This is a genomic window from Limimaricola hongkongensis DSM 17492 (genome assembly GCF_000600975.2).
GTDB classification, from domain to species: domain Bacteria; phylum Pseudomonadota; class Alphaproteobacteria; order Rhodobacterales; family Rhodobacteraceae; genus Limimaricola; species Limimaricola hongkongensis.
In genome coordinates this window covers 270767-284351 of record NZ_KK088652.1, presented here as the reverse complement: position 1 = coordinate 284351, position 13585 = coordinate 270767, and the positions used below count along the sequence as shown (strand labels likewise).

The window sequence follows — 13585 nt, the reverse complement described above, 5'->3', positions numbered from 1 at the left end:
CGACCGGTCGGAACGCCGCTTCGGGCGGCGGATCGATTGACCGGCCTCGCGGCCTCTGGCACTCCGTGGCGGCATGAGCGCCGCCACGGGCGCGCCCCAAAGGACCGGGAACCGAGATGAAAGTCATCATCTGTGGCGCCGGGCAGGTCGGCTGGCAGATCGCCCGACACCTGTCGGGCGAACGCAACGACGTCACGGTCGTCGACAGCAACCCCGACCTGGTGCGCCGCGCCACCGACACGCTCGACGTTCAGGGCATCACCGGTTTCGCGAGCTACCCCGACGTGCTCGACCGCGCGGGCGCGCGCGACGCCGACATGATCATCGCCGCCACCCATAGCGACGAGGTCAACATGGTCACCTGCCAGGTGGCGCATTCGGTGTTCTCGATCCAGCGCAAGATCGCGCGGCTGCGCTCGCAAAGCTATCTCGACGCGATCTATTCCGACCTCTACCGACGCGATCACATGCCGATCGACGTGGTGATCAGCCCCGAAAAGGCGGTGGCCGAGGCGGCGTTGCAGCGGCTCGCCGCGCCGTCGGCCTTCGACGCGGAAAGCTTTCTCGACGGGCGCGCGCATCTGCTGGGCATTTCCATCGACGAGGATTGCCCGGTCATCAACACGCCCTTGCGCCAGCTCACCGACCTGTTCTCGACGCTGCGCGCCATCGTGGTCGGCATCCGCAGGCGGGGCCGCCTGTTCGCGCCGGCGCCCGAGGACCAGATCTTTCCCGGCGATTCCATCTATGTGTTCACCGACACCACCGACATGGTGCGGACGCTGGAAATCTTTGGCAAACGCCACGCCAAGCAGGAGCGGATCGTGGTGATCGGCGGCGGCAATGTCGGGCTTGGCGTCGCCCGCGCGCTCGAAGGGCGGCCCGAGCGGCTGCGGGTCAAGATGATCGAGCGCGACCGCGGCGCCGCCGAGCGCGCCGCCGATCAGCTCGACCGGACCATCGTGCTCAATGGCGACGGGCTCGATGCGGGCCTGCTCGAAGAGGCGCAGATCGGCACCGCCGACGCGGTGCTCGTCGTCACCGACGACGACAAGACCAACCTCCTGGCCTCGGTGCGGGCCAAGGCATTGGGCTGTCCGCTGGCGATCTGTCTCGTCAACGACCCGACGCTGGTGCCCTTGATGCAGGCGATGGACATCGACGCCTATATCAACCCGCGCTCGACCACGGTCAGCTCGATCCTGCGCCATATCCGGCATGGCCGGGTGCGCGGCGTCTATTCGATCGGCGACGCCGAGGCCGAGCTGATCGAGGCGCAGGTGCTGGGCACCTCGCCGATCGCGGGCCAGCGCATCCGCGACATCGCCTTTCCCGAAGGCGTGCTGGTCGGCGGCGTGGTCAAGGACGGGCGGATGACCAAGATCCACGGCGCGCTGAGGATCGAGGAGGGCGACATGGTCGCGCTGTTCGCCATGGCCTCGGACGTGCCGGAGGTCGAGCGGTTGCTGCAGGTCTCGATCGACTTCTTCTAGAGCCATGGCGCGCCGTCTCACCCGCATCCCGTTCTTCGTGCTGCTGATGGCGATCGGCTCGGCGGCGATGATGCTGCCGGCGGTCCACGCGCTGGTGCGCGAGGACTGGCTGACCTCGCGCACCTTCCTGTACGGCGCGATCCTCGGGCTGGTGCTGTCGCTGCTGGTCGGGCTGGCGACCGCGAACTACCGGCCCGCCAGCGTGCCGCGCAGCCAGCTGTCGGCGCTGGTCGCGGCCTTCACGGTGCTGCCGGTGATGTTCGCGATCCCGTTCCACGAGGTGATCGGCACGACCTCGTTTCTCAACGCGTGGTTCGAGATGGTGTCGAGCTTCACCACCACCGGCGCCACCGTCTATGACAACGTCTTCCGGCTCAACGAAAGCCTGCATCTGTGGCGCGCCACGGTGGGCTGGCTTGGCGGGTTGCTGATCTGGATCACCGCGGTGTCGATCCTCGCGCCGATGAATCTCGGCGGTTTCGAGGTGCGCAGCCCGTCGATCCTGGGCGAGGGCGGGGCACGGCTCAGCCAGATCACCCGCGTCGCCGACCCCTCCGAGCGGCTGGTGCGCTATGCCGCGCGGCTGCTGCCGATCTATACCGCGCTGACCGGGCTGCTGTGGCTCGGTCTCGTGGCGGCGGGCGACCGGCCCTTCGTTGCCTTCTGCCACGCGATGTCGACGCTCGCCACCAGCGGCATCAGCCCGGTGGGCGGGCTGCGCAACGACGAGTCCGGCCTGCTGGGCGAAATGCTGATCGTCATGTTTTCGGTCTTTGCGCTGTCACGGCTGACCTTCGGGCGCAACCTGTTCGGGGATCAGGGCGGCCGGCTGATGCGCGACCCCGAGCTGCGCATGGGTCTGGCACTGGTGCTGATCGTGCCGGGGCTGCTGTTCATGCGCCACTTCGTCGGCGCGGTCGAGGACCGGGCCGAGGCCGATCTGCCGGAGGCCTTCGCGGCGCTGTGGGGGGCGCTGTTCACCGTGTCGTCCTTTCTCACCACCACCGGCTTCGAGAGCCGCTACTGGCTCGGCGCGGCGGATTGGTCCGGTCTGGAGACGCCGGGGCTGATCCTCGTCGGGCTGGCGCTGATCGGCGGCGGCGTGGCGACGACGGCGGGGGGCGTGAAGCTGCTTCGCGTCTACGCGCTGTGGATGCATGGCAAGCGCGAGCTGGAGCGGCTTGTGCATCCGCATTCGGTCGGCGGCGACGGCATCGAGGCGCGGCGCATCCGGCGCGAGGGCGCGTTCATCTCGTGGATCTTCTTCATGCTGTTCGCGCTGTCGGTGACGGCGGTGATGCTGGCGCTGTCTCTCACCGGGGTGCAGTTCGAGGTGGCGATGACGCTCACGGTGGCGGCGCTGTCGACCACCGGGCCGCTGGCGGAAATCGGCGCACAATACCCGATTTCCTATGCCGGCATCCCCGATCCGGCCAAGGCGGTGCTCGCGGCGGCGATGGTGCTGGGCCGGTTGGAAACATTGGCAATCATCGCCTTGCTCAATCCGTCGAGCTGGCGCAGTTAGGCCACGCGTCCGGCCCGTGCGCGGATGCACCGATTTCCGGGCTGGAAACTCCACCGACGCCAAGACATACTTGTCCGCAACGAGGAATAAGGCCGGTTCGCGGCCGCAAGAACAAAGGGACCGTGATGGCCGGTGACAAGCAGAACCTTCAGGACGCCTTCCTGAACCACGTGCGCAAGATCAAGGTGCCGGTGACGATCTTCCTGATCAACGGCGTGAAGCTGCAGGGCGTGATCACCTGGTTCGACAATTTCTGCGTGCTGCTGCGTCGCGATGGCCAGAGCCAGCTCGTCTACAAGAGCGCGATCTCGACCATCATGCCGTCGCAGCCCGTGAACCTTTATGACGGTGAAGATTGACCGACTATTACATCCCCGAGGCCCCGGACACCCGCACCTGGGTGATCCACCCCGAGATCAAGAACGACCAGGACCGGCGTGAGCCCGTGGCCGCGCTGGCCGAGGCCGTGGCGCTGGCCGAGGCGCTGCCCGGGCTCGACATCGTCGGCTCCGAGGTCGTGCGCCTGCCCAAGCGTCATCCCGGCATGCTGTTCGGCACCGGCAAGATCGAGGAGCTCAAGCAGCGGCTCAAGTCCAACGAGACCGAGCTGGTGCTGATCGACGGCCATCTCAGCCCGGTGCAGCAGCGCAATCTCGAGAAGGAATGGAAGGTCAAGATCCTCGACCGGACCGGCCTGATCCTCGAGATCTTCGGCGACCGGGCCGCGACCCGCGAGGGCGTGCTGCAGGTCGAGATGGCGGCGCTGAACTACCAGCGCGGCCGGCTCGTGCGGGCCTGGACCCACCTCGAGCGCCAGCGCGGCGGGCTTGGCTTCGTCGGCGGCCCCGGCGAGACGCAGATCGAGGCGGACCGCCGGGCCATCGACGAACAGCTCGTGCGGCTCAGGCGCCAGCTCGACAAGGTGGTGAAGACCCGCGCGCTGCACCGCGCCAGCCGCGCCAAGGTGCCGTTCCCGATCGTGGCGCTGGTGGGCTACACCAATGCCGGGAAATCGACGCTGTTCAACCGGCTCACCGGGGCCGAGGTCATGGCCAAGGACATGCTCTTCGCCACGCTCGACCCGACCATGCGGCGGGTGGTGCTGCCGACCGGCGACGAGGTGATCCTCAGCGACACGGTGGGCTTCATCTCGGACCTTCCGACCGAGTTGGTCGCGGCGTTCCGCGCCACGCTCGAAGAGGTGCTCGACGCCGATCTGGTGCTGCATGTGCGCGACATCGGCCATCCGCAGACCGCCGAGCAGGCGCGCGAGGTCGAAAGCATCCTGTCGAGCCTCGGCCTGCCCGAGGACACGCCGCAGATCGAGGTCTGGAACAAGATCGACGCGCTGGAGCCGGAGGGGCGCGAGGCATCGCTCGAACGCGCCGCCCGGACCGAGAATGTCAGCGCCGTCTCGGCGATCACCGGCGAGGGGATGGACGCGCTGCTGACCGAGGTCAGCCGCGCGCTCGGCGGGGCCAAGCATGCCGAGGATCTGGTGGTGCCCTTCGCCGCCGGGCGCAAGCGGGCCTGGCTGTTCGAGCAGGGGCTCGTCGAGGCGGATGTGCCCACCGAGGACGGCCACCGGATGACGGTGCGTTGGTCGGCGACCCAGAAGGCGCGCTTCGACCGGCTCTGAGCGCCGATGGACAGCGTGGCCGCGCCCCGTCGGGGCGCGGCCACGGCGCCATGTTTGCCTATGTGTAAACCCGGTTTCCACCCGCGGGGCATGGCGGGCGGCGTGTCGTCGCGTCGCCATGCCCCGCGGGCGGATGACGACAGGACCCGATGACGCTATCCCTGTGTGGCACAAGACAGGGTGCCGCTCATGATCCTCCTCGAACTTCACCATATCCAGATCGCCATGCCCGAGGGGGGCGAGGATGCGGCGCGCGACTTTTATGGCCGCGTGCTCGGGTTGACCGAGGTGGCCAAGCCCGAGGCGCTCGCGGGGCGCGGCGGGGTCTGGTTCGAAGGCCGGAACCTGCGGCTGCATCTTGGCGTCGAGACGCCCTTCGCGCCCGCGCGCAAGGCGCATCCGGCGTTTCGCGTGGCCGATCTCGGGGCGGTCCGGTTTCATTTCGAGGGGGCGGGGATCGAGGCGCGCCCCGACATCGACCTGCCGGGGCTGCGCCGGCTTTACGTGTCGGACCCGTTCGGCAACCGCGTCGAGATCTGCGAAACGGTCTGACCGGTCATTTCAACGGATCGTGGCCCCAGTTCATCAGGCTATAGCGCCAGTCCGAATGCGCGACATCGTTATCGGGGCCGCCCTGCGCCTTGTGCCGCTTGATGTAGCCCACGACCTTGGCCATGTGGTCCCACTGGTCGTCGGTCAGGTCGTCCTTTTTGGTGCGCTTGATCTCGACGATCCGGCGGCCCGATTTGTGGCCGGTGCTTTCGCCGTTGCCACCGGTGTCGCCGACCGATTTGCTTTCCTCCGTGTCGAGGAAATCCTCGATCTCCTTGGGGGCCATGTTCACGAGGTCCCGGAACTCGTCCCAGACCTGTTCTCGCGATTTGCCGCTCATGCCGCTCTCCTTGCCGTGTGTCGCAGGGGCAACCGGCGCGGGACGCGCCGGTTCCGGCGTCAGGGCGCCGCAGGCAGAAGCTGGGTGATGCCCACCGCCGCGCCGCGCGCGAGCGACGGGTCGAGCGACATCGGGATGTATTCGCCGCGCCGCCACAGCTCGCCCAGATCGTCGTAATGGCGCGACAGCGGGTGGCCCGACTGGCCGGTCGAGATGATGAAGACCGAGCTGTCGGGATCGGCGAAATCATAGACGCCGCGATAGCCCGCCGCATGGACGTTGTGGAACGGGTTCGGCGCGCGCCCGTCGGTCAGCCCGCGCATCAGCGTGTTGTCGCCGCCCGAGGTGCTCTGGCGGATATTGACGAACCAGTTGAGCACCGGCGCCTGTCCCAGCACCGGATGATCCTGCCGCGCCTCGTGCGCATCGCCCCAGCGCAGCGCGTCGAGATCGCCGCCATGGGTCTCGGAAATCCAGATCAACGCGTCGTCGAGCGCCATCCGCGCGATGTCGGCGCAGCTCTCCTCGGCCGCCGACTGGCGGATGTCGCACCATGCGGCGGCGCCGTCGATGTCGCGGAACACCCGGTCGATGAACAGCGGCCTGACATGGGTATAGGCCCCGGCGAGCGGGCCCAGATCGTCGCGGATCAGCCGCTCCTGCAGCGCCCGCATCCAGGCCGCGTAGATCAGCGGCTCTGGCAGGTGTTCGTTCATTTCGCCGTTCCATTCGCCCAACAGCTCGAGCGCGCGCTGGCGGCGGCGCGCCGGGGTGCCTTCGGGGGCGGGCTCGCCGGTGAACCACAGATCGGCCCCGACGATCGGCAGCAGCGCGCGGGCGGTGGGGCTCACCGTGTCGAGCTGCGCCTCGATGAAGCTGTCGCGGGTGTGCACCTCGCGCGATTGCATCAGCCCGCGCCAGCGCGCGATGCGCTGCGTGTCGCCCCAGTGAAAGGAGACATGTTCGGGAAAGGGCCGGTCGACGGTCTTGTTGTTGGTGTTGCCCACGAGACCGCCCACGGGTTCGGTGGTCTGCGGCAGGTCGGCATAGGACAGCCGTCCCAGCCAGCGGTTCTCGGCCACGTGGCCGAGCGTCGGCAGGCGGCCCTGGCTTTGATGGGCCGCGTCGCGCAGCGGCACCGCGCCCACGGTCTTGAGCGCGATCCGGTTGCGGTCGGCGAGGATCAGGTTCTGGTTCGGTGCGACCTGCAGACGGCCCGCGCGGATGCCTTCCTCGATCGAGCGGGCCTGCATCAGCCGCAGCCCCGCCGTCATCGAGGTGTCGTCCTCCGACAGCCCCGACCAGGCGAGCGTCATGACATGGCCGCGCGGGCGGATCGTGTCGAGCGCGAATTGCTCGGGCGGCAGAACGGGGCCGTTGGCGGTGCGCTGCAGCCGCAGGGTGACGGCGGGCGCGTCCTTGATCTCGACGATGCTGTCGCGCGTCTCGAACCGGTCCCAACCCTCTGGCGTGCGGTACTCGGCGGCGTTGCGCGGGTTCACCTCCTCGGCATAGAGGTCGAGATCGTCGGCGAAGGCGGCGGTGATGCCCCAGCCGAGATCGGCACTGCGCCCGGCCAGCACCAGCGGGATGCCGGGAATGGTCGCGCCGATCACCCCGCCCGAACGCAGCTCCAGCCGCGCGAGATACCAGATCGACGGCGCGGTCAGCAGCCGGTGCGGGTCGTTGGCCAGCAACGTGGCGCCGGTGGCCGAGCGGGAGGGCCCGGCGGCCCAGGCGTTCGAGGCGCCCGACAGCGCAGCGGGCAGGCTGGCGGCCAGCGGGTCGAGCCGCGGCGCGGCGGCGGCGTGGCGGCGGGGGATGTCGGGCACCAGATCGGCGTATCGGGGCAGGGCGGTGAGACCGGGGCCGGGCACGTCGGGCAGGATGTCGCGCAGCCGGTCGTCATCGAGCAGCAAGGAGGTGCGGGCGCGCAGCACCTCGGCCTGAAGATGGTCCGATTGCTGCCATGCCACGAGCTTCAAAAGCGCGAGGCTGTCGGCGGGCTGCCACGGCGCGACCGGCTGGTTGAACAGCCACATCTCGGGCGCGCCGCGCCCGCGCGCCCCGGCATTGATCTCGCCGATCCAGGCGTTGACGCCGGCGGCATAGGCGTCGAGCGCGGCGCGCGTCTGGCCGTCCTGATCCTCGACCGAGCGGGTCGCGGCGCGGTAGAGATCGAGCCTGCGCATCAGCACGTCGCTTTCGGCGGTGCGGCGGCCGAACAGCTCGGACAGGCGGCCCTGCACGGTGCGGCGCAGCATCGTCATCTGCCACAGCCGGTCCTGCGCATGGGCGTAGCCGAGCGCGAAGAACGCGTCGCGGTCGGTGGAGCCGAAGACATGCGGCACGTTGGCGTGGTCGCGCACGATCTCGACCGGGGCGGTGATCCCGGCGACGCGGGTGCGTGCGTCGTAATCGGGCAGGGAGCGGGCGAAGAACCACCAGGTCAGCACGAAGGCCACGAGGCCGAGCAGGATCGCGCCGACGGTCAGGCGCAGAAGCCAGCGGAACAGTGTGGCCATCGATCCTCCGGGGGGCTTGGCGCCCGCGCTTGACGGGCCGGTTGGGCATGGTGAGTATCGCGCCTCGGGGGCGAGTGAAAGCCCCGAGGCAGGGAGGGCCACATGGCGAAGCTGACGTTTCTGGGACTGGGCGTGATGGGATACCCCATGGCGGGGCATCTGGCGCGGGCCGGGCACGAGGTCACGGTCTACAACCGCACCGCGGCCAAGGCGGAGAAATGGGCCGCCGCGCATGGCGGGCGGCATGCCGCGACCCCACGCGAGGCGGCCGAGGGCGCCGAGATCGTCTTTGCCTGCGTCGGCAATGACGACGATCTGCGCAGCGTGTGCCTGGGCGATGACGGCGCCTTCGCGGGCATGGAGGCGGGCGCGCTCTTCGTCGATCACACCACGGTCAGCGCCGCGGTGACGCGCGAACTGGCGGCGCAGGCGGATGCGCACGGCTTCGGCTTCGTCGACGCGCCGGTGTCGGGCGGGCAGGCGGGGGCCGAAAACGGCCAGCTGTCGGTGATGTGCGGCGGCGCGCAGGCGCATTACGACCGCGCCGAACCGGTGATCGACGCCTATGCCAAGATCTGCAAGCGGCTGGGAGAGAGCGGCGCGGGGCAGCTGGCGAAGATGGCCAACCAGATCGCGATCGCGGGTCTGGTGCAGGGGCTGTCGGAATCGCTGGCCTTCGCGGACAAGGCCGGGCTCGATGGCCGCGCGCTGGTGGAGGTGATCAGCCAGGGCGCCGCCGGAAGCTGGCAGATGGTCAACCGCCACTCCACGATGCTCGACGATCATTTCGAGCACGGCTTCGCCGTCGACTGGATGCGCAAGGATCTCGGCATCTGTCTCGATGCGGCGGACGAGCTGTCGGTCAGCCTGCCGGTGACGGCGCTTGTCGACCAGTTCTACAAGGAGGTGCAGCAGATGGGCGGCGGCCGATGGGACACCTCGTCATTGATCAAGCGGCTGCGCAAAAGCTGATCGCTCTTGCCTTTCCGGCGCGGTGGCGCTAAGGGCCAGCGCACGATCAATCCCGCAGGCGGGGGCGGGCTTTCGGGGGGAGACATCCCCCGGGGTCCACCGGTTGGGGCAGCCGCCCTGATCCCCCGCCGAGGCCAAACCGGAAAAAGGTTACAGACATGGCTCTTCCCGAGTTCTCCATGCGCCAGCTGCTCGAGGCCGGCGTTCACTTCGGCCACCAGACCGCCCGCTGGAACCCGCGGATGTCCGAGTACATCTACGGCGCCCGCAACGGCATCCACATCATGGACCTGACCCAGACCGTCCCGATGCTGGACAAGGCGCTGCAGGTCATCCGCGACACCGTCGCCAAGGGCGGCCGCGTGCTGTTCGTCGGCACCAAGCGCCAGGCCGCGCAGCCGATCGCCGACGCCGCCGAGAAGTCGGCCCAGTTCTACATGAACCACCGCTGGCTCGGTGGCACGCTGACCAACTGGCAGACTGTGTCGCAGTCGATCAACCGCCTGCGCGCCATCGACGAGGCGGCCGAGCAGGGCTTTGCCGGTCTCACCAAGAAAGAGCGTCTCGGCATGGAGCGCGAGCAGATCAAGCTTCAGGCTTCGCTCGGCGGCATCCGCGAGATGGGCGGCGTGCCGGACCTGCTGTTCGTGATCGACGTCAACAAGGAAGACCTGGCGATCTCCGAAGCCAAGAAGCTCGGCATCCCGGTCGTCGCCGTGGTCGACACCAACTGCTCGCCCGACGGCGTGGACTACGTGATCCCGGGCAACGACGACGCGGCCCGCGCGATCGCGCTCTACTGTGACCTCGCCGCCCGCGCGGCACTCGACGGCATGAGCGCGCAGCTCGGCGCCGCCGGTGTCGACATGGGTGCGATGGAGCAGTTCACCGAGGAGCAGCTCGCCGCCGACTCCGAGGCCGAGGCCGCCGCCCAGTAAGGCCGCCGGCCTTCCCAGACGATTGCCGGGCGCGGATCACCGCGCCCGGAGTCCATTCAAATTCTAGGAGAGACGCGATGGCGATCACCGCGAGCATGGTCAAGGAACTGCGCGAGAGCACCGGCGCAGGCATGATGGACGCCAAGAAGGCGCTGACCGAAACCGATGGCGACATGGAAGCGGCCACCGACTGGCTGCGCACCAAGGGCCTGGCCAAGGCCGCCAAGAAATCCGGCCGCACCGCCGCCGAGGGCCTCGTGGCCGTTGCGGTCGAGGGTGGCCGCGGCGTCGCGATCGAACTGAACTCGGAAACCGACTTCGTCGCCAAGAACGCCGACTTCCAGGCGCTGGTGGCCAAGATCGCCACGACCGGCCTCAAGACGTCGAGCCTCGAAGAGCTGAAGTCGACCGATCTCGACGGCAAGCCGGTCGAGACCCAGGTCACCGACGCAATCGCCAAGATCGGCGAGAACCTGACGCTGCGCCGCATGGCCGCGATCGAGGGCGAGAAGGTCGTGTCCTACGTCCACAACGCCGCCACCACCGACATGGGCACCATCGGCGTGCTCGTCGCCTTCTCGGGCGGTGACGAGGCCTTCGGCCGCCAGATCGCGATGCACATCGCCGCGGCCAACCCCGCAGCGCTCGGCGAGGCCGATCTCGACCCCGCGATCGTCGAGAAGGAAAAGCAGGTCCAGATGGACATCGCCCGCGAAAGCGGCAAGCCCGAAGCCGTGATCGAGAAGATGATCGTCGGCCGGATGAAGAAGTTCATGGCCGAGTCGACCCTTCTGGGCCAGGCCTTCGTCGTGAACCCCGACCTGACCGTCGAGCAGGCCGCCACCGAGGCCGGCGCGACGATCACCGGCTTCGTGCGCCTTGCCGTCGGCGAAGGCATCGAGAAGATCGAGGAAGACTTTGCCGCCGAGGTGGCCAAGGTCGCCAAGGGCTGATCGACGCCTTTCCGGTTCGATCTGGAACGCCGTCCGCGCAAGCGGGCGGCGTTTTTCGTGGGCGGGGGAAAAAGAGGCGCGAAAGACCGGATGCGGTCTTTGGGGCAGGGCGGTGATCTTCTGATGTCGTGGCGCATGAAAAGTGCCGCGCCCGGCGGCGGTGACGGGCGCGGCGATCTCATGCTGAATACCGACCTGCTGCTGTCGGTCGAACACATGCGTTCAAGCCAAGGCTCGTAACCGCCTGCATCCTTGGCCAAACTGGCCGTCACTCGTTAACACATTGACCATCTCACGCGGCGCGGTTTGTTGGAAGTCTGGTATTCCCGACCAAAGCAAGCTCAAAAGAGTCGCAATGCTCATATTTGGTTGTACAGGGACGCTTTAAGCACAGCTTGTGCGGTCGTTCGGACATCGAGCGTCTCGCGCGCGAGTCTGAGGTGCTTGTCGATGGTTGCCGGCGTCAAGCCGAGCCGCTCGGCCATGTCCTGAGTCGTGTGCCCGCGCGCGACTAGTTCCAGCACCTGACGCTGACGCTTCGTCAGCCGGTAGGGTCCGAAGGGCAGCGACAGGTACCGCAGGTGGAAATATTGCAGCTGCGCCTCGATCTCGTGGCCCATCTCGTGCCACAGGTCGTCGACCAGCCGCTGGTCCAGATCGGCCCGCGCGGTCAACGAGATCACGCCGCGCGTGCATGGCGATGTCGGCGGAAAGCTGACCACGGCACCGGCATGGATGTCATGGGCGCGGCGCAATTCCCTCAGGCGGAACTCGACGACCGGATCGCCGGGCGGGAGATCGTCGTAGCGGCTCCACAAAAAGGTGCCGCTATGGGCCAGGAGCCAGTCTGTGACACGAGCGCCGCGCAGCAGGCCGTCTTCGAACAGGCGTTGGAGATAGGTTGCGTCATGGGTGCCGGTCACCATCCAGCCATCGGGATCGAAGGGGCCGCATTCGCTCATCCGTGTGATGCCATAGAGCAGGCGATCGAAGCCATAGGCCGCCATCTGGCCGCACATCAGCTTCCACAGCATTTTCGTGTCACGGCTCTGGGCGGCGCGGGTGATGAAAGACGAACCTGAATCGGGTACGTGGCCGGTAAGGGGAAGCATATCCCAAGGTAACATCTGTTCGGATCGGTGCGAAGTCACCTTATATATTACATAATCTTCATTATGAGATATTCGTTATTTAAGCGTGGGGCAGCTTTTTTACTGCCCCGTCGCTTATCCCAACGCGTAGCCCGCGCCACGCACCGTGCGCAGCGGATCGGCGCCGCCATGGGCGCAGAGCGCCTTGCGCAGCCGGCCGATATGCACGTCGACGGTGCGGGTGTCGACATAGACGTCGCGGCCCCAGACCCGGTCGAGCAACTGCTCGCGGCTCCAGACCCGCCCCGGCTTTTCGAGAAAGGTCGCGAGCAGCCGGAACTCCGTCGGGCCGAGCTTGATGGGCGCCCCGGCCCTGTGCACCCGGTGCGTTTCGGCGTCGAGCGTGATGTCCTCGAAATCGAGTGTCTCGCCCATCCCCGCCGGCCGCGAGCGGCGCAGCCGCGCCTTTACCCGCGCCATCAGCTCGGTCACGGAATACGGCTTGACCACGTAATCATCGGCGCCGGTCTCCAGCCCGCGCACGCGGTCCACCTCCTCGGAGCGCGCCGACAGCATGATGATCGGCAGGTCGCGGGTTTCGGGCCGGGCCTTGATGCGGCGGCAGATCTCGATGCCCGACACGCCCGGCAGCATCCAGTCGAGCACCACCAGATCCGGCACCTCCTCGGCGATCATCAGCATCGCCGCGTCGCCGTCTTCGGCCTCGGAGATGCGGAAGCCTTCGGATTCCAGATTGTAGGACAGAACCGCGCGCTGCGACGGTTCGTCCTCGACCACGAGGACGTGGGGCTTTACCTGCCGCATCGTCTTTACTCCGGCTGGGCCACGTAGGAGGTGTTGTCGCCCTTGGGCCGGTCCTCGTCGGGCATGTGACCGGTGGTCAGGTAGATCACCTGCTCGGCCATGTTGGTGACCAGGTCGCCCATGCGCTCGATGTTCTTGGCGATGAAATGCAGGTGCATGCAGGCGGTGATCGCGCGCGGGTCTTCCATCATGTGGGTGAGGAATTCGCGGAACAGCGCGTTGTACATCTGGTCCACGTCCTGATCGCGCTGCAGCACCTCGCCGGCCAGCTCCGCGTCGCGGTTGACGAAGGCGTCGAGCGTGTCCTTGAGCATGTTCTGCACCTCGCGCGCCATGCGCTTGAGCGCGGCGTCCGAGCCTTCGATCGGGTTCAGCTCGGCGAGCACGGAGGTCCGCTTGGCCATGTTCTTGGCATAATCGCCGATCCGCTCGAGGCTGGCGGCCAGCCGCAGCACCGACAGGATCACCCGCAGGTCGCGGCTCACCGGGGCGCGGATGGCGATGACCCGCGCGGCTTCCTCGTTGAGCTGCTCTTCGAGCGCGTCGATGACCTTGTCGCCGCGGCGGACCTTTTCGGCGGCCTCGATGTCGCGGTCGGCAAGGCTTTGCGCGCCGTCGATGATCGCGGCCTCGACCAGGCCGCCCATCTTCAGGATCAGCCCCTGGATCGATTCGAGGTCGCGGTCGAAGGCCGAGGCGATGTGCTGCTTGTCCTGCATTGGTCCTTGCTCC

General features: G+C 67.8%; 13 protein-coding genes. 8 read left to right on the top strand and 5 right to left on the bottom strand.

The features are described from left to right. Positions 1 to 116 precede the first annotated feature (116 nt). From trkA to LOKHON_RS09645, 5 genes are all read left to right on the top strand, one after another. Positions 117 to 1493 carry a Trk system potassium transporter TrkA gene (gene trkA, locus LOKHON_RS09665; RefSeq protein ID WP_017928542.1) on the top strand — a complete coding sequence of 459 codons (1377 nt, stop codon included), beginning with the start codon at positions 117 to 119 and terminating at the stop codon, positions 1491 to 1493. Positions 1494 to 1497: 4 nt separating this feature from the next. Beyond that, the gene (locus LOKHON_RS09660) at positions 1498 to 3018 is read left to right on the top strand and encodes a TrkH family potassium uptake protein (RefSeq protein ID WP_017928543.1); all 1521 of its coding nucleotides are present in this window, start codon (positions 1498 to 1500) and stop codon (positions 3016 to 3018) included. Between the two features lie 125 nt (positions 3019 to 3143). Further along, positions 3144 to 3377, top strand: coding sequence for an RNA chaperone Hfq (gene hfq, locus LOKHON_RS09655; protein ID WP_017928544.1), 234 nt, complete (start codon positions 3144 to 3146; stop codon positions 3375 to 3377). Beyond that, positions 3374 to 4657, top strand: a complete 1284-nt coding sequence (hflX, locus tag LOKHON_RS09650; protein WP_017928545.1) for a GTPase HflX — start codon at positions 3374 to 3376, stop codon at positions 4655 to 4657. The genes hfq and hflX overlap by 4 nt, the downstream gene beginning before the upstream one ends. Positions 4658 to 4846: 189 nt before the next feature. Next, on the top strand, positions 4847 to 5209 hold the full coding sequence (locus LOKHON_RS09645) for a VOC family protein (protein WP_017928546.1): 363 nt from the start codon (positions 4847 to 4849) through the stop codon (positions 5207 to 5209). A 4-nt stretch (positions 5210 to 5213) separates the two neighbouring features. On the opposite strand, the gene LOKHON_RS09640 is transcribed toward LOKHON_RS09645, so the two are convergent. Together LOKHON_RS09640 and LOKHON_RS09635 are read right to left on the bottom strand one after the other, a co-directional pair. After that, positions 5214 to 5549: a DUF3140 domain-containing protein gene (locus tag LOKHON_RS09640; RefSeq protein ID WP_017928547.1), complete on the bottom strand. Its 336-nt coding sequence runs from the start codon at positions 5547 to 5549 to the stop codon at positions 5214 to 5216. A 59-nt stretch (positions 5550 to 5608) separates the two neighbouring features. Further along, positions 5609 to 8074: a penicillin acylase family protein gene (locus tag LOKHON_RS09635; RefSeq protein ID WP_017928548.1), complete on the bottom strand. Its 2466-nt coding sequence runs from the start codon at positions 8072 to 8074 to the stop codon at positions 5609 to 5611. A 102-nt stretch (positions 8075 to 8176) separates the two neighbouring features. On the opposite strand from LOKHON_RS09635, the gene LOKHON_RS09630 reads away from it, so the two are divergent. The 3 genes from LOKHON_RS09630 to tsf all read left to right on the top strand — a co-directional run bounded on the left by LOKHON_RS09630 (position 8177) and on the right by tsf (position 10937). Next, positions 8177 to 9046 carry an NAD(P)-dependent oxidoreductase gene (locus tag LOKHON_RS09630; RefSeq protein WP_017928549.1) on the top strand — a complete coding sequence of 290 codons (870 nt, stop codon included), beginning with the start codon at positions 8177 to 8179 and terminating at the stop codon, positions 9044 to 9046. 158 nt (positions 9047 to 9204) lie between these two features. Then, entirely contained in the window at positions 9205 to 9984 is a 780-nt protein-coding gene (rpsB, locus tag LOKHON_RS09625) for a 30S ribosomal protein S2 (protein ID WP_017928550.1), read from the top strand. Between the two features lie 77 nt (positions 9985 to 10061). Next, positions 10062 to 10937: a translation elongation factor Ts gene (gene tsf / locus LOKHON_RS09620; protein WP_017928551.1), complete on the top strand. Its 876-nt coding sequence runs from the start codon at positions 10062 to 10064 to the stop codon at positions 10935 to 10937. Between the two features lie 359 nt (positions 10938 to 11296). Here tsf and LOKHON_RS09615 read toward each other — a convergent pair whose 3' ends face one another. The 3 genes from LOKHON_RS09615 to phoU all read right to left on the bottom strand — a co-directional run bounded on the left by LOKHON_RS09615 (position 11297) and on the right by phoU (position 13572). After that, a complete protein-coding gene (locus LOKHON_RS09615; RefSeq protein ID WP_017928553.1) occupies positions 11297 to 11971 on the bottom strand; it encodes a helix-turn-helix transcriptional regulator in 675 nt (224 codons plus the stop codon). Between the two features lie 192 nt (positions 11972 to 12163). Further along, positions 12164 to 12853: a phosphate regulon transcriptional regulator PhoB gene (phoB, locus tag LOKHON_RS09610; RefSeq protein WP_017928554.1), complete on the bottom strand. Its 690-nt coding sequence runs from the start codon at positions 12851 to 12853 to the stop codon at positions 12164 to 12166. 5 nt (positions 12854 to 12858) lie between these two features. Then, positions 12859 to 13572 (bottom strand): phosphate signaling complex protein PhoU, encoded by a 714-nt coding sequence (phoU, locus tag LOKHON_RS09605; protein WP_017928555.1) that lies wholly within the window; start codon positions 13570 to 13572, stop codon positions 12859 to 12861. Between the last annotated feature and the right edge of the window lie 13 nt (positions 13573 to 13585).

What these genes read in the sequence shown, in the direction of transcription:
- trkA (WP_017928542.1), top strand. Translation starts at nt 117, where the DNA reads ATGAAAGTCATCATCTGTGGCGCCGGGCAGGTCGGCTGGCAGATCGCC.
- LOKHON_RS09660 (WP_017928543.1), top strand. Translation starts at nt 1,498, where the DNA reads ATGGCGCGCCGTCTCACCCGCATCCCGTTCTTCGTGCTGCTGATGGCG.
- hfq (WP_017928544.1), top strand. Translation starts at nt 3,144, where the DNA reads ATGGCCGGTGACAAGCAGAACCTTCAGGACGCCTTCCTGAACCACGTG.
- LOKHON_RS09645 (WP_017928546.1), top strand. Translation starts at nt 4,847, where the DNA reads ATGATCCTCCTCGAACTTCACCATATCCAGATCGCCATGCCCGAGGGG.
- LOKHON_RS09640 (WP_017928547.1), bottom strand. Translation starts at nt 5,549, where the DNA reads ATGAGCGGCAAATCGCGAGAACAGGTCTGGGACGAGTTCCGGGACCTC.
- LOKHON_RS09635 (WP_017928548.1), bottom strand. Translation starts at nt 8,074, where the DNA reads ATGGCCACACTGTTCCGCTGGCTTCTGCGCCTGACCGTCGGCGCGATC.
- LOKHON_RS09630 (WP_017928549.1), top strand. Translation starts at nt 8,177, where the DNA reads ATGGCGAAGCTGACGTTTCTGGGACTGGGCGTGATGGGATACCCCATG.
- rpsB (WP_017928550.1), top strand. Translation starts at nt 9,205, where the DNA reads ATGGCTCTTCCCGAGTTCTCCATGCGCCAGCTGCTCGAGGCCGGCGTT.
- tsf (WP_017928551.1), top strand. Translation starts at nt 10,062, where the DNA reads ATGGCGATCACCGCGAGCATGGTCAAGGAACTGCGCGAGAGCACCGGC.
- LOKHON_RS09615 (WP_017928553.1), bottom strand. Translation starts at nt 11,971, where the DNA reads ATGCTGTGGAAGCTGATGTGCGGCCAGATGGCGGCCTATGGCTTCGAT.
- phoB (WP_017928554.1), bottom strand. Translation starts at nt 12,853, where the DNA reads ATGCGGCAGGTAAAGCCCCACGTCCTCGTGGTCGAGGACGAACCGTCG.
- phoU (WP_017928555.1), bottom strand. Translation starts at nt 13,572, where the DNA reads ATGCAGGACAAGCAGCACATCGCCTCGGCCTTCGACCGCGACCTCGAA.